This window comes from Enterobacter adelaidei, assembly GCF_041937165.1.
GTDB lineage: Bacteria > Pseudomonadota > Gammaproteobacteria > Enterobacterales > Enterobacteriaceae > Enterobacter > Enterobacter adelaidei.
This window is the reverse complement of the sequence record NZ_CP154353.1, coordinates 3,380,234-3,405,961: the sequence shown is the minus strand read 5'-3', so window position 1 is coordinate 3,405,961 and position 25,728 is coordinate 3,380,234. Positions and strand designations below refer to the sequence as shown.

20 protein-coding genes are annotated in these 25,728 nt (G+C 57.0%); 13 read left to right on the top strand and 7 right to left on the bottom strand.

All coding sequences use genetic code 11. The features are described 5' to 3' along the window. Positions 1-239: 239 nt before the first annotated feature. From AAHF05_RS16570 to iolB, 10 genes are all read left to right on the top strand, one after another. Positions 240-1,745 (top strand): CoA-acylating methylmalonate-semialdehyde dehydrogenase, encoded by a 1,506-nt coding sequence (locus AAHF05_RS16570; protein ID WP_332616457.1) that lies wholly within the window; start codon positions 240-242, stop codon positions 1,743-1,745. A gap of 11 nt (positions 1,746-1,756) precedes the next feature. Then, the gene (gene iolD / locus AAHF05_RS16565; RefSeq protein ID WP_129324011.1) at positions 1,757-3,682 is read left to right on the top strand and encodes a 3D-(3,5/4)-trihydroxycyclohexane-1,2-dione acylhydrolase (decyclizing); all 1,926 of its coding nucleotides are present in this window, start codon (positions 1,757-1,759) and stop codon (positions 3,680-3,682) included. 289 nt (positions 3,683-3,971) lie between these two features. Next, positions 3,972-4,958: an inositol 2-dehydrogenase gene (gene iolG, locus AAHF05_RS16560; protein ID WP_129324012.1), complete on the top strand. Its 987-nt coding sequence runs from the start codon at positions 3,972-3,974 to the stop codon at positions 4,956-4,958. Between the two features lie 31 nt (positions 4,959-4,989). Further along, positions 4,990-5,919 (top strand): sugar ABC transporter substrate-binding protein, encoded by a 930-nt coding sequence (locus AAHF05_RS16555; RefSeq protein ID WP_028016111.1) that lies wholly within the window; start codon positions 4,990-4,992, stop codon positions 5,917-5,919. A 51-nt stretch (positions 5,920-5,970) separates the two neighbouring features. Next, the gene (locus AAHF05_RS16550; protein WP_129324013.1) at positions 5,971-7,518 is read left to right on the top strand and encodes a sugar ABC transporter ATP-binding protein; all 1,548 of its coding nucleotides are present in this window, start codon (positions 5,971-5,973) and stop codon (positions 7,516-7,518) included. A gap of 11 nt (positions 7,519-7,529) precedes the next feature. After that, positions 7,530-8,558, top strand: coding sequence for an ABC transporter permease (locus AAHF05_RS16545; RefSeq protein WP_013098254.1), 1,029 nt, complete (start codon positions 7,530-7,532; stop codon positions 8,556-8,558). 8 nt (positions 8,559-8,566) lie between these two features. Further along, positions 8,567-9,700, top strand: coding sequence for a Gfo/Idh/MocA family protein (locus AAHF05_RS16540; protein WP_028016113.1), 1,134 nt, complete (start codon positions 8,567-8,569; stop codon positions 9,698-9,700). 12 nt (positions 9,701-9,712) lie between these two features. Further along, entirely contained in the window at positions 9,713-11,617 is a 1,905-nt protein-coding gene (gene iolC / locus AAHF05_RS16535) for a 5-dehydro-2-deoxygluconokinase (RefSeq protein WP_129324014.1), read from the top strand. A gap of 11 nt (positions 11,618-11,628) precedes the next feature. Next, positions 11,629-12,519, top strand: coding sequence for a myo-inosose-2 dehydratase (iolE, locus tag AAHF05_RS16530; RefSeq protein ID WP_129324015.1), 891 nt, complete (start codon positions 11,629-11,631; stop codon positions 12,517-12,519). Positions 12,520-12,528: 9 nt separating this feature from the next. Continuing rightward, positions 12,529-13,353 (top strand): 5-deoxy-glucuronate isomerase, encoded by an 825-nt coding sequence (iolB, locus tag AAHF05_RS16525; protein ID WP_129324016.1) that lies wholly within the window; start codon positions 12,529-12,531, stop codon positions 13,351-13,353. A gap of 89 nt (positions 13,354-13,442) precedes the next feature. Here iolB and AAHF05_RS16520 read toward each other — a convergent pair whose 3' ends face one another. The 3 genes from AAHF05_RS16520 to AAHF05_RS16510 form a co-directional block, all read right to left on the bottom strand. Then, positions 13,443-14,186 carry an alpha/beta fold hydrolase gene (locus AAHF05_RS16520; RefSeq protein ID WP_129324017.1) on the bottom strand — a complete coding sequence of 248 codons (744 nt, stop codon included), beginning with the start codon at positions 14,184-14,186 and terminating at the stop codon, positions 13,443-13,445. An 11-nt stretch (positions 14,187-14,197) separates the two neighbouring features. Continuing rightward, positions 14,198-14,665 (bottom strand): DUF6130 family protein, encoded by a 468-nt coding sequence (locus AAHF05_RS16515; RefSeq protein WP_129324018.1) that lies wholly within the window; start codon positions 14,663-14,665, stop codon positions 14,198-14,200. 208 nt (positions 14,666-14,873) lie between these two features. Next, positions 14,874-15,062, bottom strand: a complete 189-nt coding sequence (locus AAHF05_RS16510; protein ID WP_028016118.1) for a YfgG family protein — start codon at positions 15,060-15,062, stop codon at positions 14,874-14,876. A gap of 353 nt (positions 15,063-15,415) precedes the next feature. On the opposite strand from AAHF05_RS16510, the gene AAHF05_RS16505 reads away from it, so the two are divergent. Then, positions 15,416-17,656 (top strand): EAL domain-containing protein, encoded by a 2,241-nt coding sequence (locus AAHF05_RS16505; protein ID WP_108090881.1) that lies wholly within the window; start codon positions 15,416-15,418, stop codon positions 17,654-17,656. Positions 17,657-17,660: 4 nt separating this feature from the next. Here AAHF05_RS16505 and ppx read toward each other — a convergent pair whose 3' ends face one another. From ppx to purM, 4 genes are all read right to left on the bottom strand, one after another. Then, complete coding sequence (gene ppx, locus AAHF05_RS16500; protein WP_129324019.1) at positions 17,661-19,199, bottom strand: exopolyphosphatase; 1,539 nt, start codon at positions 19,197-19,199, stop codon at positions 17,661-17,663. Positions 19,200-19,202: 3 nt separating this feature from the next. Beyond that, complete coding sequence (ppk1, locus tag AAHF05_RS16495; RefSeq protein ID WP_028016121.1) at positions 19,203-21,263, bottom strand: polyphosphate kinase 1; 2,061 nt, start codon at positions 21,261-21,263, stop codon at positions 19,203-19,205. A 204-nt stretch (positions 21,264-21,467) separates the two neighbouring features. Further along, the gene (gene purN, locus AAHF05_RS16490) at positions 21,468-22,109 is read right to left on the bottom strand and encodes a phosphoribosylglycinamide formyltransferase (protein ID WP_049007804.1); all 642 of its coding nucleotides are present in this window, start codon (positions 22,107-22,109) and stop codon (positions 21,468-21,470) included. Beyond that, on the bottom strand, positions 22,106-23,143 hold the full coding sequence (purM, locus tag AAHF05_RS16485; RefSeq protein ID WP_129324020.1) for a phosphoribosylformylglycinamidine cyclo-ligase: 1,038 nt from the start codon (positions 23,141-23,143) through the stop codon (positions 22,106-22,108). Before purM ends, purN begins: the two co-directional genes overlap by 4 nt. Before the next feature lie 266 nt (positions 23,144-23,409). Here purM and AAHF05_RS16480 point away from each other — a divergent pair, with 266 nt between their 5' ends. Then, positions 23,410-24,840: a 6-phospho-beta-glucosidase gene (locus tag AAHF05_RS16480; RefSeq protein ID WP_129324021.1), complete on the top strand. Its 1,431-nt coding sequence runs from the start codon at positions 23,410-23,412 to the stop codon at positions 24,838-24,840. Positions 24,841-25,057: 217 nt separating this feature from the next. Further along, entirely contained in the window at positions 25,058-25,684 is a 627-nt protein-coding gene (upp, locus tag AAHF05_RS16475; RefSeq protein ID WP_008501641.1) for a uracil phosphoribosyltransferase, read from the top strand. The last annotated feature ends 44 nt before the right edge of the window (positions 25,685-25,728 follow it).

The following is a 25,728-nucleotide window of genomic DNA, read 5'->3' as shown; positions in this document are numbered from 1 at the left end:
AATGTCGGCCATCCATCTGGCAGCAAAAATGAAACAGAAGCTTCAGTCATTTCCTCGCCCGAAATCCCTTAATAGCTCAGGCTGAGTCAGTGATGTTGGCTGTTAACATAAAAATCCATCCTTGATCACAATAATCATCATTTATTTTATTTCAACTTAAAATGGAATATTTGTTTCATATATAGTGTTCAGTACACAACGTCAGGTAACAGTCACGTATCAACAGCGAGAGGTTAAGGATGGAGACGGTAGCGAATTTTATTCACGGCGAATGTGTCACCGGTTCAGGCCAGCGCGTTCAGGCGATCTTCAACCCGGCCACTGGTGAACAAATCCGCCAGGTGGTGATGAGCACGGCACAGGAAACGGAGCAGGCGATTGCCGCCGCGCAGCAGGCGTTTCCCGCGTGGGCGCGTTTTGCTCCGCTTAAACGTGCGCGCGTGATGTTCCGCTTCAAAGCGTTGCTGGAAGAGAATATGGATCGCCTGGCCCGTATCATCAGCGAAGAGCACGGCAAGGTTTTCTCTGACGCAGTAGGTGAACTGACCCGTGGTCTGGAAGTGGTGGAATTCGCCTGCGGCATCCCGCATCTGCAAAAGGGCGAACACTCTGCGAACGTCGGCACTGGCGTCGACAGCCACTCGCTGATGCAGCCGCTCGGCGTCTGCGCCGGGATCACGCCGTTTAACTTCCCGGCGATGGTACCGATGTGGATGTTCCCGATTGCGCTGGCGACAGGCAACACCTTCGTGCTGAAACCGTCGGAAAAAGACCCCTCTCTGGCGCTCGCGCTGGCGCAGCTGCTGAAAGAGGCTGGCCTGCCGGACGGCGTGTTCAACGTGGTGCAGGGCGATAAAGAGTCTGTTGATTTGCTCCTGACCGACCCGCGCGTGCAGGCGGTGAGCTTTGTTGGCTCAACGCCGATTGCCGAATACATTTACCAGACCGCCTCCGCCCACGGGAAACGCTGTCAGGCGCTGGGCGGCGCGAAAAACCACTGCATTTTAATGCCGGATGCCGACATGGATATGGCGACGAACGCCATCATGGGCGCGGCTTTTGGGGCGGCGGGGGAGCGCTGTATGGCGCTCTCCGTGGTGCTGGCCGTGGGCGATAAAACCGCCGATGAACTCTGCGCCCGGCTGGAAAAACAGATCGCCGCACTGCGCGTCGGACCGGGTCTGGACCAGACGCCAGAAAACGAGATGGGGCCGCTGATCTCCGCCGCGCACCGCAGTAAGGTGCTGGGCTACATCGACAGTGGCGAAGCGCAGGGGGCGAACCTGCGCGTGGACGGTCGTCGCTTCAGCGTGAAAGGTCACGAGCAGGGCTATTTCGTTGGGCCGACGCTGTTCGATAACGTCACCCCGGAGATGACCATCTATAAAGAAGAGATTTTCGGCCCGGTGCTTTCTGTGGTGCGCGTAGCAGATTACGCCAGCGCGGTGGATCTGATTAACCGCCACGAATATGGTAATGGCTCGGCGATTTTCACCCGCGACGGTGGCTGCGCGCGCCGCTTCTGCGAAGAGGTGCAGGCGGGCATGGTGGGGGTCAACGTGCCGATCCCGGTGCCAATGGCATTCCACAGTTTCGGCGGCTGGAAGCGTTCCATCTTTGGTGCGCTCAACGTTCACGGGAACGATGGCGTGCGTTTCTACACCCGAATGAAAACCATCACCGCGCGCTGGCCGGAAATGCAGCAGGAGACAGGCGCTGCGTTCTCCATGCCGACGCTGGGCTGACAGGGGGTTTTATGCAAACCAAACGTATGACCATGGCCCAGGCGCTGGTCCGGTTCCTTAATCAACAATACGTTAGCGTTGATGGTAACGAAACGCCCTTCGTGGAGGGGGTGGCAACGATCTTTGGGCACGGTAACGTGCTCGGTATCGGCCAGGCGCTGGAGCAGGATCCCGGCCATCTGCAGGTGATGCAGGGCTGTAACGAGCAGGGGATTGCCCATATGGCGACGGGGTTCGCCAAACAGCATCGCCGCCAGCGTATTTTTGCCGTCACCTCATCCGTTGGGCCTGGTGCTGCCAATATGGTGACGGCGGCCGCGACGGCCACGGCGAACCGCATCCCGCTGTTACTGCTGCCGGGCGATATCTACGCCAGTCGCCAGCCTGACCCCGTGTTGCAGCAGATCGAGCAGTATCACGATCTCAGCATCAGTACCAACGACTGCTTCCGCCCGGTCTCCCGCTACTGGGACCGCATCAACCGTCCTGAACAGCTCATGAGCGCGATGTTAAGCGCGATGCGAACGCTTACTGACCCCGCAAATACAGGGGCAGTGACCATTTGCTTACCTCAGGATGTGCAGGGGGAAGCCTGGGATTACCCCCTGAGTTTCTTTGCGCGTCGGGTGCATCATATTGAACGCCGTCCGCCTGACCCGCAGCGGCTGGCGCAGGCTCAGGCATTGATTGCCCGCAAGCGCCGTCCGCTGGTGGTATGCGGCGGCGGCGTGCGTTACTCCGGTGCGTATGAGGCGTTACGGGAATTTGTTGAAACGCTGCAACTGCCGTTTGCCGAAACCCAGGCCGGAAAGGGGGCGCTGGTAAGCGATCACCCGCTTAACCTGGGCGGGGTGGGCGTGACAGGCGGAATGGCCGCCAACCAGCTTGCGCCGCAGGCCGACTTAGTGATTGGCATCGGCACGCGTCTTACTGATTTTACCACCGGTTCCAAGGCGCTCTTTTCCCATTCGGACGTCGAGTTCCTGCTGCTGAACGTGGCCGAGTTTGACGCCCTGAAGCTGGATGCCACCGCGCTGATTGCCGATGCCCAAACCGGGCTGACGGCATTGACCCACGCGCTGAAAGATTACCGCAGCGGCTGGGGAGAGGCGATCGCTGAGGCGAAATCCGCCTGGCGCGACGAGTGCCGTCGCCTGTGGGATCGCCAGTGGCGTCCGGACGACGCGCCTGAAGTGGCAGGGCACCTTGATGCGCAGCTCATGGAATACGGTGAAACGCTCAACACCCGCCTGACCCAGACTCGGGTGCTTGGGCTGATCAACCAGCATGTTGAAGATAACGCCATCGTGGTGGGCGCGGCCGGTTCTCTGCCGGGAGACTTACAGCGCCTCTGGCAGATCAAAACGCCGGACAGTTACCACCTGGAGTACGGTTACTCCTGTATGGGGTACGAGGTCGCAGCGGCCATCGGCGCGAAGCTGGCAAAACCTCAGCAGCCGGTGTACGCCATGGTAGGCGATGGTTCGTACATGATGCTGCATTCAGAGCTGCAAACCGCCGTGCAGGAGGGCATAAAGGTCACCATTCTGCTGTTTGATAACGCGAGCTTCGGCTGCATTAACAACCTGCAGATGGGGCACGGAATGGGCAGCTTTGGCACGGAAAACCGCTACCGCAACCCGAAAACGGGTCGGCTTGACGGGCCACTGGTGAAGGTCGATTTTGCGCAAAACGCGGAAAGCTACGGCTGTCGAGCATGGCGAGTTCATGACGAGCAAAACCTGTTGACGGCGCTGGAAGCCTCGCGCGCCCACCCGGGGCCGACGCTCCTCGACATCAAAGTGCTGCCGAAAACGATGACCCATGATTACGCGTCATGGTGGCGAACCGGCGATGCGCAGGTGGCTGAGTCGCCAGCGGTGCGCCAGGCCGCCGAGCAAACGCAGGCTCAGGTGAAAAAAGCCCGTCAGTATTGAGATTTCCTGCCATAACGAAATTTTCATTTCATTTTTCTTTTTCCCCTCACCCTGACCCTCTCCCAACGGGAGAGGGGACGGTACGGTGCGGTTTTCACTCCCTCGCCCCTTTGTAATGGAGGGGCATACCTTCCGCCATGTTGTGAGATTGATAACAAAATTTATCTCATACATCTCAAAAGTGTTAACCCACACTCAAAAACATAATTTTCACTATTTATAAAAATGAAATAAATGTTTTATTTATAGTGTCGTTAGTTCACAGCATTCACCAACACCGGGAGCCGTTATGTTTAACATTGCTTTACTGGGCGCTGGCCGAATTGGCCAGGTACATGCAGCTAACATCGCCAGCCACAGTGCGACCACGCTCTGGTCCGTGGTTGACCTGAATCAGGAATTCGCCACGCGTCTCGCCACGCAATATCAGGCGCGTCAGCAGAGCCTGGATGAGGCGATGACCGACCCGAACGTTCATGCCGTACTGATCGCCTCCGCGACCGACACCCACGCGGATCTGATTGAAATGGCCGCCCGTCACGGCAAAGCCATCTTCTGTGAAAAACCGGTACACCTTGATCTTGCCCGCGTACGCGACTGCCTGAAGGTGGTCAAGGAGTATGACGTACCGCTGTTTATCGGTTTTAACCGCCGCTTTGACCCGCAGTTCCGTCGCGTGAAAACCGACGCTCAGGCCGGGCGTATCGGCAAACCGGAATCGCTGCTGATCATCTCCCGCGATCCGTCTCCACCGCCTGCGGAGTACGTGCGTGTTTCCGGCGGCATGTTCCGCGATATGACCATTCACGACTTTGACATGGCGCGCTTCATCATGGGTGAAGAGCCGGTGTCGGTGTACGCCCAGGGCAGCAATCTGGTGGATCCGGCGATTGGCGAAGCGGGAGATATCGACACCGCGTTTATCGTTCTGAAGTACGCCTCCGGCGCGATGGCGACCATCGTCAACAGTCGCCGCTCTTCATACGGCTACGACCAGCGCCTGGAGCTGCACGGCTCCGAAGGGCTGCTGTGCGCGGGCAATATCCTTGAAAACCAGGTGCAGCACTACGGCAAACAGGGTTGCACCAGCGCGCTGCCGGAACACTTCTTCCTGCAACGCTACAAATCCGCTTACGCCGCGGAATGGGAACACTTTGTTGCGGTTCTGCGCGGCGAAGCGGTACCTGACTGCAGCGGCGATGATGGTGAACGTGCGCTGTACCTCGCGGATAAAGCGCTGGAATCACTGCGCTGCCAGCGCGAGATCGTCCTCTAAACACAACAACCCTACACAGAGAGACATAATAATGAAAAAACTGATCTTAGCCGCCCTCATCGCCATGACATCCGGGGCCGCCCTCGCCGAAAACGAGCAACTTGTTTTCAGTACGCCAAACCTGGCCATGCCGTTTGAAGTTCACATGCAGCGCACGGCGGTGAAAGCCGCAAAAGAGATGGGCGTGAAACTTCAGGTACTGGACGGTCAGGGCAGCTCACCGAAGCAGGTGGCTGACCTGGAAAACGCCATCACCCGTGGTGCGCAGGGCTTTATCGTCTCCCCGAACGATGTGAACGCGGTCTCCAGTGCGGTAGATGAAATTCAGGATGCGAAGCTGCCGGTTGTGACGCTTGATCGCTCCGTCGATAGCCAGAAAAAAGTGCCGCACTTTGGCGCCAATAACTACAAGGGCGGCCAGGCGATTGGCGACTTCGTCAAAACTAAATTCCCCAACGGCGCAGACATCATTCTGTTGACCGGCCAGCCGGGCTCCTCCTCCAACATTGAACGCACCAAAGGGATCCGCGACAGCCTGAAGGCGGGTGGGGATAAGTACAAGATCGTCGCCGATCAGACCGGCAACTGGATGCGTTCTGAAGGGATGCGCATTGTCGAAAGCGTTCTGCCGTCGCTGCCGAAACGTCCGCAGGTGATCCTCTCCGCCAACGACGATATGGCGCTGGGGGCGATTGAAGCGCTGCAGAGCCAGGGTGTGAAGCCGGGCGAAATTCTGGTGACCGGCTTTGATGCGGTACCGGAAGCGCTGGCCCGCGTGCGCGACGGCTGGCTGGCGGTCACGGCGGATCAGCGCCCGGGCTTTGCGGTGACCACGGCGATGAGCCAGCTGGTGGCTAACGTACGTGAGAAAAAAGCCATCACCGGAGCGGACTATCCGCCGACGCTGATCACCAAAGAGAACCTGCAGCAGGCTGAGCGTATTGCTGAGGCCGGTAACTGATTTGTCCGGAGCCGCCGTACGGGCGGCTCCCCATAAATAAGGAGCAGGCTGATGTCGCAACCCTTACTGAAAGTAACCGACCTGGCAAAAAGCTTTTCCGGCGTATGGGCGCTGAGCAGCGCCCAGCTCACCGTCGGCACGGGTGAAATTCACGCTTTGCTGGGCGAAAACGGCGCCGGGAAATCCACGCTGTTGAAGGCACTCGCGGGCGCACAGCCGCAGACGCGCGGGGAGATCTGGTTCAACGGTGAAACGCTGCCGGTGGACGACTCCCCGGTAGAACGGCAGAACAAGGGCATTATCACCATCTATCAGGAATTCAACCTGCTGCCCAACATGACCGTCGCGGAAAACATGTTTCTCGGACGCGAACCGCGCAAACGTAACCTGATCGTCGACGAAAAAGCGGTCAATCAGGAAGCGCAGGTGATTCTCGATTATCTGCAACTGAACGTCGCACCGACCACGCCCGTCGCCCGTCTGAGCGTGGCCCAGCAGCAGATGGTGGAGATTGCCCGGGCGCTGACCCTCAATGCCAGGCTGATCATCATGGATGAACCCTCCGCCGCGCTGAGTGACAGTGAGGTGGAAAGCCTGCACCGCGTGGTGCGGGAGCTTAAAAACCGTGGCGTGAGCATTATTTATGTCACTCACCGCCTGCATGAAGTTTTCCAGCTTTGCGATCGTTTCACCGTTTTCCAGGATGGCCGTTTCACCGGCACCGGCGCGGTAGCGGAGACCAACGTAGAGCAGTTGATCCGCCTGATGGTAGGGCGTGACGTGGCCTTTAACCGCCGCCCTGCCAGCGAAACCCATCATCAAGACAAACCTGTCCGTTTGTCGGTGAAGGGGTTAAGCCGGGAAAAACCACCGCTGGATCCGCACGGTATCGCTCTGCATGACATCAGTTTCCACGTCCACGCCGGGGAAGTCTTAGGGATTGCCGGGCTGGTGGGAGCTGGCCGTACCGAGGTGGCGCGCTGCCTGTTTGGCGCTGACGCCTTTACTTCAGGCAGCTTTGAGCTGGACGGCGTGCCGTACCAGCCGCGCGACCCGCTTTATGCCCTCGATCAGGGGGTGGCACTGGTACCGGAAGACCGTAAGAAAGAGGGGGCGGTGCTGGGGCTGTCGATTCGCGACAACCTGTCGCTCTCCTGCCTCTCCTCGTTGCTGCAGTGGCGCTGGTTCGTGAATACCCGCAAAGAGGACGACCTGATTGAGTCCTACCGCCAGGCTCTGCAGATCAAAATGGTCAACAGCGCGCAGGAGGTGCGCAAGCTCTCTGGCGGCAACCAGCAGAAAGTGATCCTCGCGCGCTGCATGGCGCTCAACCCGCGGGTGCTGATTGTCGATGAGCCGACGCGTGGCATCGACGTCGGAACCAAATCGGAAGTGCACCAGGTGCTGTTTGATATGGCGAAAAAGGGCGTGGCGGTGATTGTGATCTCCTCCGATCTGCCTGAAGTGATGGCGGTGTCTGACCGGATCATCACGCTCAGTGAAGGCCGAGTGACTGGCGAGATCCACGGTGACGACGCTAACGAAGAACGGCTGATGACGATGATGGCCATCAACCACAACGCCCTGAACGCGGCATAACGGAGTTTCTCATGACGCAGATGATTTCTAAAACGCAGGCCCCGGTCAAACGCGCCGGACGCATCGATCCCATCGCCTTCTTCGAGCGCTTCGGGGTGCTGATTTTCATGATCCTGCTGCTGATCTTCTTCCAGTCGCAGAACAGCAACTTTTTCTCTGAACGCAATATTTTCAACATCCTGACCGAAGTCTCCATCTACGGGATCATGGCCGTGGGGATGACTTTCGTCATTCTCACCGCCGGGATCGACCTCTCGGTGGGCTCTATTCTGGCGGTGTGCGCCATGACCGCGGCGTACGTGATCAAAGGCGACAACTTCACCACCGTCGACCCGAACGCCTGGGGCGGCATGAGCTGGCTGATTGGGCTGGGGATCTGCCTGGCGATGGGCACGGCGATTGGCTTCCTGCACGGTCTGGGCGTGACCCGCCTGCGCCTGCCGCCGTTCATCGTTACCCTTGGCGGGATGACCATCTGGCGCGGCCTGACGCTGGTGATTAACGACGGCGCCCCGATAGCCGGTTTCGATCAGGGCTACCGCTGGTGGGGGCGCGGGGAGCTGCTCGGCATCTCCATTCCGATCTGGATCTTCGCCATCGTCGCCGTCGGCGGTTATCTGGCGCTGCATAAAACCCGCTGGGGCCGCTTTGTCTACGCCATCGGTGGCAACCCGGAGGCGGCGCGCCTGGCAGGGGTGAACGTCAAGCGCGTGCTGGTTAGCGTCTATGTGCTGATTGGCTGTCTGGCGGGGCTGGCGGGCTTCATTCTGAGCGCGCGTCTGGGGAGCGCCGAGGCGGTCGCCGGGATCTCCTTCGAGCTGCGCGTTATTGCCTCGGTGGTCATTGGCGGTACCTCTCTGATGGGCGGCTACGGGCGCATCGGCGGCACCATTATCGGCTCCATCATCATGGGGATTCTGATTAACGGCCTGGTACTGATGAACGTCTCGGCCTACTACCAGCAAATTATCACCGGGTTAATTATCGTTCTGGCGGTGGCATTCGACACCTATGCCAAGAGCCGTCGCGGCGCACTGTGAGGATCACGATGAAAGAGGTTCGTATTGGATTGATTGGCACCGGGTATATCGGCAAGGCGCATGCCATTGCCTATGCCCAGGCCCCGACGGTGTTCAACCTGCGCGGCAAACTGGTGCGTGAGATGGTGGCGGAGGTGAACCCGACGCTGGCGGCAGAGCGCGCGCAGGCGTTTGGCTTCAATCGCTCAACCGGTGACTGGCGGGCGCTGGTGGCCGACCCGGCCATTGATGTGGTGGATATTTGCTCCCCCAACCATCTGCATAAAGAGATGGCGCTGGAGGCGATCCGTCACGGCAAGCATGTTTACTCGGAGAAGCCGCTGGCGCTGAATGCCCACGACGCGCGCGAGATGGTCGACGCCGCGAAGCGGGCAGGGGTGAAAACGCTGGTGGGGTTCAACTACATGAAAAACCCGACGGCGCAGCTGGCGAAAGAGATTATTGCGCGCGGCGAAATTGGAGAGGTGATCCACTTCTACGGCACCCACAACGAAGACTATATGGCCGACCCGCTTTCCCCCATTCACTGGCACTGTTTTAAAGAAACCGCCGGACTGGGCGCACTGGGTGACCTGGCGGCGCATATCGTCAATATGGCCCAGTACCTGGTGGGGGAGATTGAGCAGGTTTGCGGCGACCTGAAAATTGTGGTCCCGGCACGTCCGGCGAAGGCCGGATCGTCGGAAATGGTCGCCGTGGAAAATGAAGATCAGGCCCACGCGATGGTGCGCTTCGCGGGCGGGGCGCAGGGCGTCATTGAAACTTCCCGCGTCGCCTGCGGCCGCAAGATGGGGCTTTCGTATGTGATCACCGGGACGAAAGGTGCCATCAGCTTCACCCAGGAGCGGATGGCGGAGCTGAAGCTTTATCTGCATGACGATCCGGTGAACCGTCAGGGGTTCCGCACGCTGCTGGTCGGCCCGGCACACCCGGACTACGGCGCGTTCTGTATGGGCGCAGGTCATGGTATCGGCTTTAACGATCAAAAAACGGTGGAAGTGCGTGACCTGGTAGACGGCATCGCCGCCGACGCACCGATGTGGCCGGACTTCGAAGAGGGCTGGAAGGTCTCGCGCGTGCTGGACGCCATCGCACTCTCACACCAGCAGGGCCGCTGGCTGAACGTGAATGACATTGTCTGAAGAGGGTTCAACGTGGAAAAGCAGTTTGATGTGATATGCATGGGCCGCGTGGCGGTAGACCTCTACAGCCAGCAGATTGGTGCCCGTCTGGAGGATGTGTCGAGCTTCGCCAAATATCTCGGCGGCTCGTCCGGCAACGTGGCGTACGGCACCGCGCGTCAGGGCCTACGCTCGTCAATGCTGGCGCGTGTCGGCGATGAGCATATGGGACGCTTCCTGCGGGAAGAGTTAAACCAGGTGGGCTGTGATACCAGCCATCTGATCACCGATAAAGACCGCCTCACGGCGCTGGTGCTGCTCGGCATTAAAGACCGGGACACCTTTCCTCTGATTTTTTATCGCGATAACTGCGCGGATATGGCGATTGCCGCCAGCGATGTGGACGAAAGCTACATTGCCTCCGCACGGTGTCTTGCCATCACCGGGACTCATCTTTCTCATCCGCAGACCCGCGAGGCGGTGCTGACGGCGCTGAATTACGCCCGCCGTCACGGCGTGCGCACGGTGCTGGACATCGACTACCGTCCGGTGCTGTGGGGGCTAACTTCCTTAGGCGACGGCGAAACGCGCTTTATCGCCGCCGATCAGGTCACCCGCGAGCTGCAGGAAGTGCTGCACCTCTTTGACGTCATTGTCGGCACCGAAGAGGAGTTACATATTGCCGGGGGCAGCACCGATACTTTGCAGGCGCTGGCGCAGGTGCGCCACGTCAGCAAGGCGACACTGGTGTGCAAGCGCGGCGCGCTGGGATGCTCGGTGTATACCGATGCCATTCCCCCTCGGCTGGACGACGGCCTGACGGTGACCGGCGTGCGCGTGGAGGTGCTGAACGTCCTCGGCGCGGGGGATGCGTTTATGTCCGGCCTGCTGCGCGGTTATCTGAACGACGAGGGCTGGGAGCAGGCGTGCCGCTACGCCAACGCCTGTGGGGCGCTGGTGGTCTCGCGGCACGGCTGTGCGCCGGCGATGCCGAGCAAAATCGAGCTGGATGATTATCTCTCGCGCGCCGCAATGGTGCCGCGCCCGGATCTCGATCCGCGTCTTAACCATCTCCACCGGGTCACTACCCGCCGTTGCGAATGGCCGGAGCTGTGCGTGATGGCGTTCGATCACCGCAGCCAGCTTGAGGATATGGCGCTGCAGTGCGGCGCGTCGCTCAAACGTATTCCGGCCCTGAAGCAACTGATCCTGCAGGCCAGCCGCGAGGCGGCAAGCTCTGCCGGACTGGAGGGGAAAGCCGGTCTGCTGTGCGATGGCACGTTTGGTCAGGATGCGCTGAACGCCATTACCGGGGAAGGGTGGTGGATCGGTCGTCCTATTGAGCTGCCGGGCTCGCGTCCGCTGGAGATGGAGCACGGCAACATTGGTACCCAGCTTATCAGCTGGCCGCAGGAGCACGTGGTGAAGTGCCTGGTCTTTTTCCATCCGGAAGACGCCCACGGCCTGCGTCTGGAGCAGGAGCAGAAAATCGCTGAGGTTTACCACGCCTGCTGTCAGTCCGGACATGAACTGCTGCTGGAGGTGATATTGCCCGCCAGCATGCCGCGCAGCGACGAGCTCTACCTGCGCGCCATCTCCCGTTTCTACAACCTCGGTATTTACCCCGACTGGTGGAAACTGCCGCCGCTCTCCGCCGAAGGCTGGACGGCGCTGAGCGAGATTATCGCGCGCCGGGACCCGCACTGTCGCGGCGTGGTGATCCTGGGTCTGGATGCTCCGGCAGAACAGCTGCGTGCCGACTTCAAAGCCGCTGCGGGGCAGGCGCTGGTGAAAGGCTTCGCCGTGGGACGCACGCTGTTTGGCGATGCCTCCCGCGCATGGCTGAAACACGATATTGACGATGCGCAGCTGGTGGCGCGCATTCGGGACAACTACCTGCAGCTTATCGCCTGGTGGCGCGAGCGCGGACACGCATAATGGAGACGACAATGAGTGTACAACTGGGCATCAACCCGCTGACGTGGACGAACGACGATCTGCCTTCACTGGGCGCAGAGACATCTCTGGAGACCTGCCTGAGCGAAGGGAAAGAGGCCGGATTCGCGGGGTTCGAACTGGGCAATAAATTCCCACGTGAAGCGCGCCTGCTCGGCCCCATCCTGCAGCGTCACGACCTGCAGCTGGTCTCCGGCTGGTACTCCGGCCGCCTGCTGGAGCGCAGCGTCGAGGACGAGATTGCCGCCGTGCAGTCGCATCTGACGCTGCTGCGCGAGCTGGGGGCGAAGGTGCTGGTTTTTGCGGAAGTGAGCGGCTGCATTCACGGCGAGCAGCAGACCCCGGTGCATCTGCGCCCGCGTTTCCCGCAGGAGCGCTGGAAAGAGTATGGCGAGAAGCTCACCGAATTTGCCCGCTATACGCAGCAGCAGGGAGTGCAGATTGCCTACCATCATCATATGGGCACGGTGATTGAGTCCGCTGAAGACGTGGACAACCTGATGATCCACACTGGCGATGCGGTGGGGTTACTGCTGGATACCGGCCACCTGACCTTTGCCGGGGCCGATCCGCTGGCGGTGGCGCAGCGCTGGGCGTCGCGCATCAACCACGTTCACTGCAAAGACGTGCGTGCCGACGTGCTGGCGGACGTCAAAAACCGCAAAACCAGTTTCCTCGATGCGGTGCTGAGCGGCGTGTTTACCGTGCCGGGCGATGGCTGCGTGGATTACCCGCCGATCATGCGACTGCTGAAAGCGCAGGACTATCACGGCTGGCTGGTGGTGGAGGCCGAGCAGGACCCGGCGATTGCCCATCCGCTGACCTACGCCCGTCTGGGGTATAACAACCTGAGCCGCCTGGCGCGCGACGCCGGGCTTATCTGAGGAGGTGCCATGTCACGTCTGTTATCACGCTGGCAACAGCCGAACGTTGAGGGACGGACTCAGTCCGTCACGCCGGAAAGCGCCGGTTGGGGGTATGTCGGCTTTGAGGCGTATGAGCTGCAGGAGGGGCAGACGCTGACGCTGCCCGCCGTCAGCGAAGAGCGCTGCCTGGTATTGGTGGCCGGGCGCGCTTCCATCAGCACGCCTTCCGCACAGTTTACTGACATCGGCGAGCGGATGAGCCCGTTCGAGCGCATCAAACCCTGGGCGGTGTACGTCACCTCACAGGAGACGGTGCAGGTGAAGGCGCTAACGAAAGTCGAGCTGGCGGTCTGCGCCGCGCCCGGCAAAGGGACGTACCCGACGCGGCTGATAGCCCCGCAGGATATTGACGGCGAAGCGCGTGGTAAGGGCCACAACCAGCGCTACGTGCATAACATCCTGCCGGAAAACAAACCCGCCGACAGCCTGCTGGTGGTGGAGGTCTGGACCAACGAAGGCTGTACCAGCTCGTACCCGAGCCATAAGCACGACACGGACAACCCGCCGCAGGAGACCTATCTGGAGGAGACCTATTACCATCGCCTCAACCCGGAACAGGGGTTCTGCATGCAGCGTGTTTACACCGACAACAGAACGCTGGATGAGTGTATGGCGGTCTACAACCGGGATGTGGTCATGGTGCCGAAGGGCTATCACCCGGTGGCGACAATGGCCGGGTATGACAGCTACTACCTCAACGTGATGGCCGGGCCGGTGCGCAAATGGATGTTCACCTGGGAAGAGGACCACGCGTGGATTAATCGCGATTATCCCGCAGAGAGGGGGGACTGAGACGGTCTTTCTTGTCGGGTGGCGCTGCGCTTACCCGACCTACGAAATCGTAGGCCCGTGCAAGCGTAGCGCCGCCGGGCGAATTTTTCTCAGTGCATCCGCCTTGCCTGCTCAATCGTCCAGGCGATAGCCTCCGGCTGGCTCACCATCGACACGTGGCTTGCCGTCACCTCGGCGGTTTTCGCGTGGATCGTCTTCGCCATCGCGCGCTCAAGAGCGGGGTTGATCATTCGGTCATTCTTGCTGACCACATACCAGCTCGGTTTGTCATGCCACGCCGCGTGGGCAACCTTTTCACCAAACGCCTCGGCCTTAATTGGCCCCTGCGTGGCCGCGATTGCGGTTTGTTCCTCAGGCTTCACGTCCGGCGCGAAATCTTTCCTGACGGCTTCTGTCGGCAGGTATAAATAGCCGTCCGCCGTTTTAGCAATGCCCGCGCTGCCCGGCGGGGCAGGATAGCTTCCTGCCAGATCCGCCGTCGACTGGCCGGAATCCGGCGCGAACGCCGCCACATACACCAGCGATTTAACCCGCGCATCGTTGCCTGCTTCGCTAATCACGGTGCCTCCCCAGGAGTGGCCCACCAGCACCACATCCCCGTGTGCGCGGGCGATGGCTCGCTGCGTGGCCGCTACGTCAGTTTTAAGCGATGTAAGCGGCAACTGGATGGCTATAACCTCGGTGTGTTGTTTTTGCAAAAGAGTAATCACCTTATTCCAGCTGCTGCCGTCGGCAAACGCGCCATGCACCAGCACCACGCTGGTTTTACTCTCCGCCAAAGCACTGGCCGAAATCGCCAGCAAACCCGCTGTCAGTAACGATAATGCTTTCATCTTCAGACTCCTCAGAAATGGTGGACCGGCGCATGCGCTGGCACGGTGAATTCAAGAGTTTTATGGTCAAGAGGCTTATGCGTTGGGTCGGCCAGAATAATCGTCACCTTGTGTTTACCGGCGGGCAGTCCCACCAGGATCACCGGTTCACCGCTGGTGTCCGCCCAGTGCCAGGGGGCGTCATCCACCACAACATGAATATGGCCGATACGCGGAGTGACTTTCAGCGCGTCGGGTCCAAATACCGGTTCAATGCGCAGGTTTTCGGCCCGATACTGAATAAACACCGCTCCTTTGCTCAGCGGACCAGCAAGGGGCGGATCAACTATCAGTTTTGCGGGCTGTTGTGGGTGTTCCAGCGGCGCAACGGCGGCGGGACCGTTAACGTCAGTGGCGCTGAGGTTGTCCAGAGGGGCGGCCTGGACATATGCGACGGATGCCAGGGCGAGTAGGGGGAAAAGTGTGTATCGACGAATCATCGGTGTCTCTCCTCATCGGTTCTGAATGACGACAGGGAAAGAAAACCATTTTTATGTATCAGAGATATTTGCCGGAGGCGGCGTTTTGTACCCGTTTGTCAGCGTGGCGCTGTGGATACAGTGCGATACAGTTTGCCGGGCTGCAGGATAAGATCCTCAGCAAAGGGATTGCAGGCATTATTCAAAGAGTGCAAAACCCTCCGGCGGCCTAGCGGTCAGCGGTGTCGACGGTCAGGCTGGATTGCTGTGACTGGGTTTTATCCTGATGGTGATACCAGGCGCCAATCGAAGAGTAAACGAAGCGGCCAAAGAAAAACAGGAAGCTGATTAACAGTATGATGCGGGTCATTCGGGTGTTAAATCGATGTCGTTTGCGCATACGCGTGGCCTGACTCACTGTGTTTTTCCTGGACATGCCCTTCTGGGCGATAAGGATATTAAGGCACAGCGGGAAGAGGGGGTCAATTCTGCAATGTGTAAATAACCGTCAATGGTTACATTAATTAATGTTATGGAAATTAATTAATGCATTTACCATATTGATAATATGAAGAAAATATTTGCAAAAAAGTGGGTGAAAAAGATTAGTTGCATAAAGTAGTTTGATTTAAGTCAACGGATTCCCTGTCCTGATATTTAAAATCCTCCCTCCACACTGTTCGCCCTAAACATTGCCGGGCGGCGCGCACGTCAGGTCGGATGCCTGTCTTTATTTTCCCTCTGGAGAGAAAGGGGTTTAACCGGGCATCTATGAACATTATTGCTTTCCTGAAAAACAATGAAGACCGCTGGTGGGCATTGCCGCTTATTTTACCTGTGGTTTTACTTCCCCTGCTGAGCGTCGCGAATACGTTCACGCAACTGGGCGAAGGTATTGTCGCGCTCTATTATTTACCCCTCTCATTTTTGCTCTCGCTGATGATGTTCTTTGGCCTGGAAGCGCTTCCCGGGATCGCGTTGTCGCTGTTTATTCGCTATTACCCGTCGGGTGGGATGTTTGAAACCGTCGCCACTATGCTCCATTTTATCGTCCCGATAGTGCTCAGTTGGGGGGGATACCGGGTATTTGCTCCTGGACGCAATATGACGGCGTACGGGGACACACGGCTGATGGCGCAGCGAATTTTCTGGCAGGTTTTCTGCCCCGCGACGCTATTTCTGGTGCTGTTTCAGTTTGCGGTTTATCTGGGTGTGTACGAGAGTCGCCAGAGCCTTGCGGGATTATCCCCCCTGAATATTCGTACGCTCATTAATTATCAGACACTGCTGGTCAGCGGGCTGACGGGGGTACCTCTGAGCTATCTGCTGATCCGCCTGATTCGCCATCCGCGTTACATCAAAAGCCTCATCTCACAGATCCGTATGCAGATAGAGAAAAAGGTGACGGTCACTGAGTTTTTGATTTGGGTGTTTGCCCTCGGCGGACTGCTTTCGCTGCTGTTGCTCCCCATGAATGAAAACAGCTCAATTTTTTCTACCAACTACACCCTGTCGTTATTGATGCCGGTGATGCTCTGGGCCGCGATGCGCTTTGGCTATAAGCTGGTGTCGCTGATCTGGACGCCAGTCTTGCTGGTGTCCATTCACTATTTTTACCGCTATATCCCGTTGCATCAGGGTTATGACATTCAACTGGCGATCACCTCTTCCAGCTATCTGGTCTTCTCGTTCGTGGTGATTTACATGTCGATGCTGGCGACTCACCAGCGAACCGTGAATCAACGCTCCCGCAGACTGGCGCTACTCGACCCTGTCGTACATATGCCTAATCTGCGCTCGTTATTACACGATCTGGCTAAAAACCCGTGGTCGGCGCTTTGTTTACTGCGTATTCCTGAGCTTGAAATTTTGGGGCGAAATTACGGCGTGTTGCTGCGCATTTTGTACAAACAGCAGCTGGCGCAATGGATTAATGACACACTCCAGCCTAATGAGAAGGTCTACCACCTGACCGGGTGCGATCTGGCGATTCGACTCAACGCGGAATCCCACCAGCAGCGGATTGAAACCCTGGATGAGCATATCAAACAGTTCCGCTTTGTCTGGGATGGCATGCCGCTGCAGCCTCAGGTGGGTGTGAGCTACTGTTATGTGCGGTCACCAGTGAACCATCTCTATCTGGTCCTGGGTGAGCTGGGTATGGTTGCGGACTTGTCGCTCTCCTCCAACCATCCTGAAAATCTTCAGCAGCGTGGTGCTGTCCATTTGCAGCGTAGCCTGAAGGATAAAGTCGCAATGATGAGCAGTCTGCAAAGGGCTCTCGATAACAACGCATTTACGCTTTTCGTTCAGCCTGTTTGCGGCCAGCGTGGCGATCGCTACCACGAAGTCTTGCTGCGAATGCAGGATGCAAATGGAGTATTAATCTCCCCCGACCAATTCCTGCCTGTTGCACAGGAGTTTGGGTTGTCGTCGCGGGTGGATTTATGGGTACTGGACCACACGTTACGCTTTCTGGCAACACATCGCGAAAGGCTGCCCGGCCAGCGGTTTGCCATTAATCTGGCCCCTTCAACCGTTTGCAGAGTGCAGTTCCCGCTTGAGGTAAGTCGTTTGCTGACGAAATACGCCATCGAACCGTGGCAACTGATCTTTGAGGTGACGGAGTGCAGCACGTTCGGCAGTGCTGAGCAGGCACAACAGATCCTCGGTCAGTTGCAGAAGATGGGGGTACGCATTGCCATTGATGATTTTGGTACCGGCTATGCGAGCTATGCCCGGCTGAAAAGCGTGGACGCTGATATTCTCAAAATCGACGGCAGTTTTGTGCAGAACATCGTTAACAACAGTCTGGATTATCAGATAGTGGCGTCAATCTGCCATCTGGCGCGAATGAAGAAAATGCTGGTGGTGGCAGAATATGTCGAAACTGAAGAGATACGTAGCGCGGTTCACGCGCTAGGTATTGATTATGTGCAGGGATACCTGATTGGCAGACCGGTCGCACTGGAATCACTGCTGGAGGCAGAGGCGTCCTGTGCGGACGCCTGAGCCGTTACGCGGCGACGTCGGCACTCTCTTCTTCGATTTTGAGTAGCCAGCCGGTGACCGCTTCCCAGTACTGCTGCTCTTTTTCCAGGTCCAGCAGGACCAGTGCGTTCTGGCTAAACCAGTCGTGCGGGAAGCTCAGCGTCCAGTGGTGGTCGTCGGTTTTCAGCTTCAGCGTGGGCGGCGTGGTGGTGGCCTGACGCTGATTATTGAGCAGCACGCCAAGGCGCAGCAGCTGAATAAGCGGCAGGAACTGCTTTTTCTTGAACAGCGTGAAGCGGGGCAGATCGTCGAGCTTGATGGCTTTGCGGTGATAACGCACCAGCGTGGCCATCATGGTCTGCTGCTCCTGGTTGAAGCCTGGTAAATCGCTGTTTTGCAGAATGTACGCTGAGTGGCGATGCATCCCGCTATGGTTAATGTTCAGTCCCACTTCATGCAGCATTGCTGCCCATTTCAGCAGGGCGGCAAGCTGCGGATGCGCCAGCTTAGGATTTTGTTCCTGCCATTGGTCGTACATCTGAACGGTCGTTTCCAGCACGCGCTTTGCCTGCTCACGATCGATGTTGTACTGGTTTGCCAGGCTTTGTGCAGTGCGGCTGCGAATATCCTGATGGCGGAAACGGCCTTCCATCTCATACAGCACACCTTCACGCAGGGCGCCGTCAGAAAGACGCAGCTCCTTGATGGCCAGCGCATCAAACACACCGCAGAGGATAGCCAGACCCGGCACAAACACCGCTTTACGCTCGTCGGAAAGACCCGGCAGGCTCAAGGCGTCAAAACTTTTATGCTTTAGCACTTCTTCAGTCAGCAATATCAGGCGTTCAGGCGTGATAAACCCGTCTTTCTCGCCCATCGCCAGCAGCACTTCATGGGCCGCTTTGATGGTACCCGATGCGCCCAGCGCCACATTCCAGCCCTGAATACGGTACTGCCAGGCGAGGTTTTCCAGTTTCTGGATGGCGGCCATACGCGCCCGCTGGAAGTTTTCACGGGTGATGGTGCCACCCGGGAAATACATCTGCGCGAAGCTGACGCAGCCCATACGACGACTTTCCACCAGACGCGGCTCAAAGTCTTCGCCGATCACCAGCTCAGTTGAACCGCCGCCAATGTCGATCACCAGCTTGCGCCCTTTTTCCGGCTGGGTGTGCTCAACCCCCATGAAAATCAGACGCGCTTCCTCGTTACCGGAGATGATCTCAATCGGGTAGGGGATCACTTTTTCAGCCCGCTTGAGAAATTCAGGCGCGTTCAGCGCCTGGCGCAGGGTGTGGGTGCCCACGATGCAGACGCTGGAAGGCGAGAAGCCCTGCAGACGTTCGGCAAACAGCGACAGGCAGTTCAGGCCGCGCTCAATTGCCTCTTCGCTAAGCATGCTGCGTTCATCAAGACCGTCCGCCAGGTGTACACGCTGCTTCAGACGACCGATGATCTGCAGCGCGCCATCCACCTCACGGGCGATGACCATGTGGAAACTGTTAGAGCCAAGATCGACCGCGGCGAATTCCTGCGGGCGTGGGGTCTTATCATTTATCGGCATAGGTTAATCGGGTTGCTCGAGTGATTTGATATAGTCGTAAATCGCCAGTTGCGACCGCACTTTACGGCGGTTGCCGCGCGGTACATAGCGGTTACTGAGTTCTTTGTCGATATAGCGTGCTTTCACCGTATCGCTGAACAGAATCTCGATGATATCGAGGATCTGCTGCTTCAGTCGCGGATCCAGCAGCGGTGCCGCGACTTCAATTCGATAGTCAATATTGCGTGTCATCCAGTCTGCAGAAGAGAGGTAAACCTGTTTGTCACCCGCATTATCGAAAATATAGACGCGATCGTGTTCCAGGTAACGGTCAACAATGCTGATGACGCGAATATTGTCGCTGATGCCTTCTAGTTCAGGGATCAGCGAGCACATGCCGCGGATCAGCAGGTTAACCGGCACGCCGGAACTGGACGCCGCGTACAGGCGGTCAACCAGCCCTTTGTCGACCAGATTGTTGAGCTTTAGCGTGATGCCGGATGACAATCCTTTCTGCGCATTAGCGATCTCTTTATCGATCATATCGTACAGCAGGCGGCGTGAGTTCTGCGGCGAGACCAGCAGATAATCGAAATTCACCGGGCGGTACGGGTTTTCAATAAAGTTAAATACCCGGCGTACCTCGTTAGTGATGCGGGCATCAGCGGTCAACAGCGAGTAGTCCGTATAAATTCGTGCGGTTTTCTCGTTGAAGTTCCCGGTACCGATGTGGGCATAACGCACCACCTCGTCGCCCTCTTTACGGGAGATCAGGAACAGCTTGGCGTGAATTTTCAGCCCCGGCGCGGAGAAGATGACGTGCACACCGGCTTCCGTCAGACGGCGCGCCCAGTGAATGTTCGCCTCTTCGTCGAAGCGCGCCTGCAGCTCAACCACCACAGTGACTTTCTTGGCGTTATGCGCCGCATGGATCATCGCGTCTATGATGCGGGAATCTTTTGCCACGCGGTAGATGTTGATTTTGATTGCCAGCACGCTCGGGTCGAAGGAGGCCTGACGCAGCAGTTCCAGCACGTGTTCAAACGTGTGATACGGATAGTAGAGCAGGACGTCACGTTCGCGAATCGCGTCGAATCCGTTGCGGAATTTGTCGAACCACAGATGGCGCAGGCGCGGCAGCGGCTTGTTCACCAGATTGGCTTTGCCGACGTTCGGGAAGCCAATAAAGTCTTTAAAGTTGTGGTAGCGACCGCCCGGCACGATGGAGTCATAGCGCGAGATGGTCAGCTTCTCGCGCAGCATCTCCACCATAGCGTCTGGCATGTCGCGCTGGTAAACAAAGCGCACCGGCTCGGCCGTCAGGCGCTGTTTCAGGCTGGACGACATCAGTTCCATCAGGCTGGCTTCCATCTCGTGCACCAGGTCATATTCGGCGTCACGGGTCATCTTCATGGAATAGGCGTTTAACGCATCGTAATCGAAGAAGCCTTTGAAGATGTCGTCCAGACAGTAGCGCAGGATGTTATCCAGCAGGATCATCGGTTTGCGTCTGCGCGGGGTTTCCGGCGGCAGGTTCACAAAGCGCGGCACCTTGTCGGACGGGATCTCAAGCAGCGCGTAGCGGATCGAATCACCGCGGATAATTTCCACCGCCAGGTAGGTGTAGTCATCTTTCAGGAACTGCACCAGGTCGGTTTCGCGGTTGATCAGAATCGGGGTGATGTGCTGACGCAGATACTGTTTGAAGTAATGGCGCAGCCAGTTTTGTTGGTTAACGGAAAGCTGTCGTTCGTTAATCAGGAAGATTTGATTGCGTGCCATTTCCAGCAGCAGTTCGTTATACAGGCCGTCAAATTCCTGATCGGCTTTCAACACGCGGGACTGGATTTTGCCCAACAGATGCCGCGAGTGAGAGTTTAAGCCCTGTTCTTCGCTGATGATGATTCGCCGTTTTAGCTCGGCAAAACGAACCTTGTAGAACTCATCCAGGTTGTTGGAATAAATGCCCAAAAAACGCATGCGCTCGATCAGCGGGTTACTTTTGTCAGCCGCTTCCTGGAGTACACGTTCGTTGAATGCTAACCAGCTTAGCTCTTTCTCGATATATAACTTTTCCTGACCCATTACAGCTCACACTCCAGTTCAATCACAGGACGTGGTAAATCCGTCTCGTCCTTATTATGGCGAGCATTTCCACGATATGTCCAACAGTGCCAGAAAAGTATGACAGTTATTTTTTTTGTTGGGAATTTTAGAGGGTTGGAGAAGGGAATATCGGGTAATGCAATTTGCAGGTCGGGTAAGCGTAGCGCCACCCGACATAACACACTACTCTTCGGCCGCATAACCCTGCGGGGGTAACTTCACGCCGTCGAGCCAGGCAGCGCCGTCACGCATCTCCAGACGCCCGTCGACAAACCAGCTTACCACCAGCGGATAAATTGCATGTTCCTGGACCTGTACGCGTTCGGTCACGTCTTCTTCGTTATCGCCGTCAAAGACCGGCACTTTCGCCTGCAGGATCACCGGGCCACCATCCAGTTCGTCGGTAACGAAATGCACGGAGGTACCATGCTCTTCATCGCCGTTTTCCAGAACCTGACGATGGGTGTGCAAGCCAGGATACTTCGGCAGCAAAGAAGGGTGGATATTCAGCAGGCGTCCAGCATAGTGCTCAACAAAAGCCGGGCTCAGGATACGCATATAGCCCGCCAGCACCACGACATCAGGCGCGTAGGCATCAATTTCCTGAACCAGCTCGCGGTCAAAGGCTTCACGCCCGGCGAACTGGCTGGCTTCCAGCGCGTGCGCGGGAATACTCGCTTCCCGGGCACGCTCAAGGCCGAACGCGTCGGCCTTGTTGCTGAATACTGCCCGAATGGTGCCATTGATCTTCTTCTGTTTGCAGGCGTCAATTATTGCCTGCAAATTGCTTCCGTTACCGGAAATGAGCACCACGATGTTTTTCATTCAATGACCACACGTTGTTCGGAATCGGAAGCTTTAATAGTACCGATTTTCCACGCGTTTTCACCTTTCTCTGTCAGCAGTTTAACCGCTTTATCCGCTTCGCTCGCTGGCAGGGCGATAATCATGCCCACGCCGCAGTTAAAGGTACGGTACATTTCGTGAGAGCTGACGTTGCCTGCGGTTTGCAGCCAGTTAAACACGGACGGCCACTGCCAGGAGGATTCGTCGATCACGGCCTGGGTGTTGTCCGGCAGAACGCGCGGAATGTTTTCCCAGAAGCCGCCGCCGGTCAGGTGGGCAATCGCATGAACGTCGACGTTCTCGATCAATTCCAGCACGTTTTTCACGTAAATGCGGGTTGGAGCCAGCAGGTGATCGGCAAGCGGTTTGCCATCCAGTTCAGTGGTCTGTGGGTCGCAACCGCTGACTTCGATGATTTTACGTACCAGAGAGTAGCCGTTAGAGTGCGGGCCGCTGGAAGCAAGTGCGATCAGGACATCACCATCAGCCACTTTGCTGCCGTCGATAATTTCTGATTTTTCTACCACGCCGACGCAGAAACCGGCGACGTCATAATCTTCGCCGTGATACATGCCTGGCATTTCTGCGGTTTCACCGCCGACCAGCGCGCAGCCTGACTGCAGACACCCTTCGGCAATACCGTTAATCACGCTGGCTGCGGTATCCACGTCCAGTTTACCGGTCGCGTAATAATCGAGGAAGAACAGCGGTTCAGCACCCTGAACGACCAGGTCATTCACACACATCGCGACCAGATCGATACCGATCGTGTCATGACGTTTTAAATCCATCGCCAGGCGCAGTTTTGTACCTACACCATCAGTACCCGAGACCAGAACAGGTTCACGATATTTTTGCGGCAGCGCGCACAGTGCGCCGAATCCACCCAGACCACCCATCACTTCCGGGCGGCGGGTTTTTTTCACCACACCTTTGATTCGGTCAACCAGCGCATTACCTGCGTCAATATCAACACCGGCATCTTTGTAGCTGAGAGAAGTTTTGTTGGTCACGGCTTAAGTCCCCACGCGATTGCATAGCTAGTAAGAAAAATCGGCGCAATTCTAACAGTCCAGGCAAACGTTTGCGAGCCTATTCTCGGTGAGACGATTTTTTTTTCTGTGCGGCCTGTCAATGTGCTCAAACTTGAGTCTGTTCACGAAAATGAAACCGGTTTCGGTTTTCTGCTTGCAACAGGAATCACCTTTGCACATCATTCAACTGAAACCGGTTTCTGTAATTGTTTTTGCAGAAAATAACGCAGAATGAGGGAAAGAGAATGTCAGGATTTAAAGAAGGTTTTCTGTGGGGTGGTGCGGTTGCGGCGCATCAGCTGGAAGGGGGCTGGAAAGAGGGTGGAAAAGGCGTTAGCGTTGCTGATGTCATGACCGCAGGCGCGCATGGCGTGCCGCGTGAAATCACCAACGGCGTGTTGCAGGGGAAAAATTACCCTAACCATGAAGCCATCGACTTCTACCATCGTTATAAAGAAGACATCAAACTCTTTGCCGAGATGGGGTTCAAATGCTTCCGCACTTCGATAGCCTGGACGCGGATCTTCCCGAAAGGGGATGAGCTGGAACCTAACGAGGCTGGCCTGAAATTCTATGACGATCTGTTCGACGAGTGCCTGAAGCACGGCATCGAGCCGGTCATCACGCTCTCTCACTTCGAGATGCCTTTCCATCTGGTCACCGAATACGGCGGCTGGCGTAACCGTAAACTGATCGATTTCTTTGTCCGTTTCTCAAAAGTGGTTTTCCAGCGCTATCAGCACAAAGTGAAGTACTGGATGACCTTTAACGAGATCAACAACCAGGCGAACTTCCACGAAGACTTTGCGCCATTTACCAACTCCGGGTTGAAGTATGAGCCGGGCGAAGACCGTGAGCCGGTAATGTTCCAGGCCGCGCACTATGAGCTTGTAGCCAGTGCACTGGCGGTAAAAGCGGGGCGTGAGATTAACCCGTCGCTGCAAATCGGCTGCATGATTGCCATGTGCCCGATTTATCCTCTGACCTGCGCGCCAGACGACATGATGATGGCGATGAACGCCATGCACCGTCGTTACTGGTTTACCGACGTTCACGTACGCGGCAAGTATCCGCAGCACCTGCTCAACTACTTTGAGCGTCGTGGCTTTGCGTTGGATATTACCGAAGAAGATAAAGCCGCACTTAAGCAGGGATGTGTGGACTACATCGGATTCAGCTATTACATGTCCTTCGCCACCAAAGCGACGGCTGACAACCCGCAGCTGGATTACGACGAGAGCAAGAGCCTGGTCTCCAACCCATATGTGCAGAAATCCGACTGGGGCTGGCAGATTGACCCGGTTGGGCTGCGTTACTCCCTGAACTGGTTCTGGGATCACTACCAGTTGCCGCTGTTCATCGTTGAGAACGGTTTTGGTGCTATTGACGTGCAGGAGAGCGACAGCACGGTGAACGACCAGTACCGCATTGATTATCTTGCGGCGCACATCCGTGAAATGAAAAAAGCGGTGGTTGAAGATGGCGTTGACCTGATGGGGTATACCCCGTGGGGCTGTATTGACCTGGTGTCTGCCGGTACCGGCGAAATGAAAAAACGCTACGGCTTTATCTTTGTCGACAAAGATAACGAAGGCAACGGCACGCTGAACCGCAGCAAGAAGAAGTCGTTCGACTGGTATAAGCAGGTGATTGCGAGCAACGGCGATAACCTGTAATTGTCGGGTGGCGCTAACGCTTACCCGACCTACACTTTCCGTAGGCCCGCGTAAGCGTAGCGCCACCGGGCAGAACCTCGCACTCAAGCCGGAGATATACCTCCGGTTTTTTTATCTTTGCTTGATCGCTGTCAAGCAAGATGGGTATGGCCTAATCCGAAAAAAGCGGTATAATCCCGCGATTTTTTTGCGGATGCCACCTCAGAGGAGAAAGAGAATGAAGATTGTGGAAGTGAAACACCCACTCGTTAAACACAAGTTGGGCCTGATGCGTGAGCATGACATCAGCACGAAGCGTTTTCGCGAACTGGCTTCTGAAGTGGGCAGCCTGCTGACCTACGAAGCAACCTCCGATCTGGAAACAGAAAAAGTCACCATCGAAGGCTGGAACGGCCCGGTGCAGGTTGAACAGATCAAAGGTAAGAAAATTACCGTTGTGCCTATTCTGCGTGCCGGTCTTGGCATGATGGAAGGTGTGCTGGAGCACGTGCCAAGCGCGCGTATCAGCGTCGTCGGTATCTACCGTAATGAAGAGACGCTGGAGCCGGTTCCTTACTTCCAGAAGCTGGTGTCTAACATCGACGAGCGTATGGCGCTGGTGGTTGACCCAATGCTGGCAACCGGCGGTTCTATGATTGCCACCATTGACCTGCTGAAAAAAGCGGGCTGCAGCAGCATTAAAGTGCTGGTGCTGGTTGCGGCACCGGAAGGTATCGCGGCGCTGGAAAAAGCGCACCCGGACGTTGAGCTGTATACCGCATCTATCGACCAGGGGCTGAATGAGCACGGGTACATCATCCCGGGGCTTGGCGATGCCGGCGATAAGATTTTTGGTACTAAGTAATCGAATAACGATAAATAAGCCGACTTTGATAGTCGGCTTTTTTT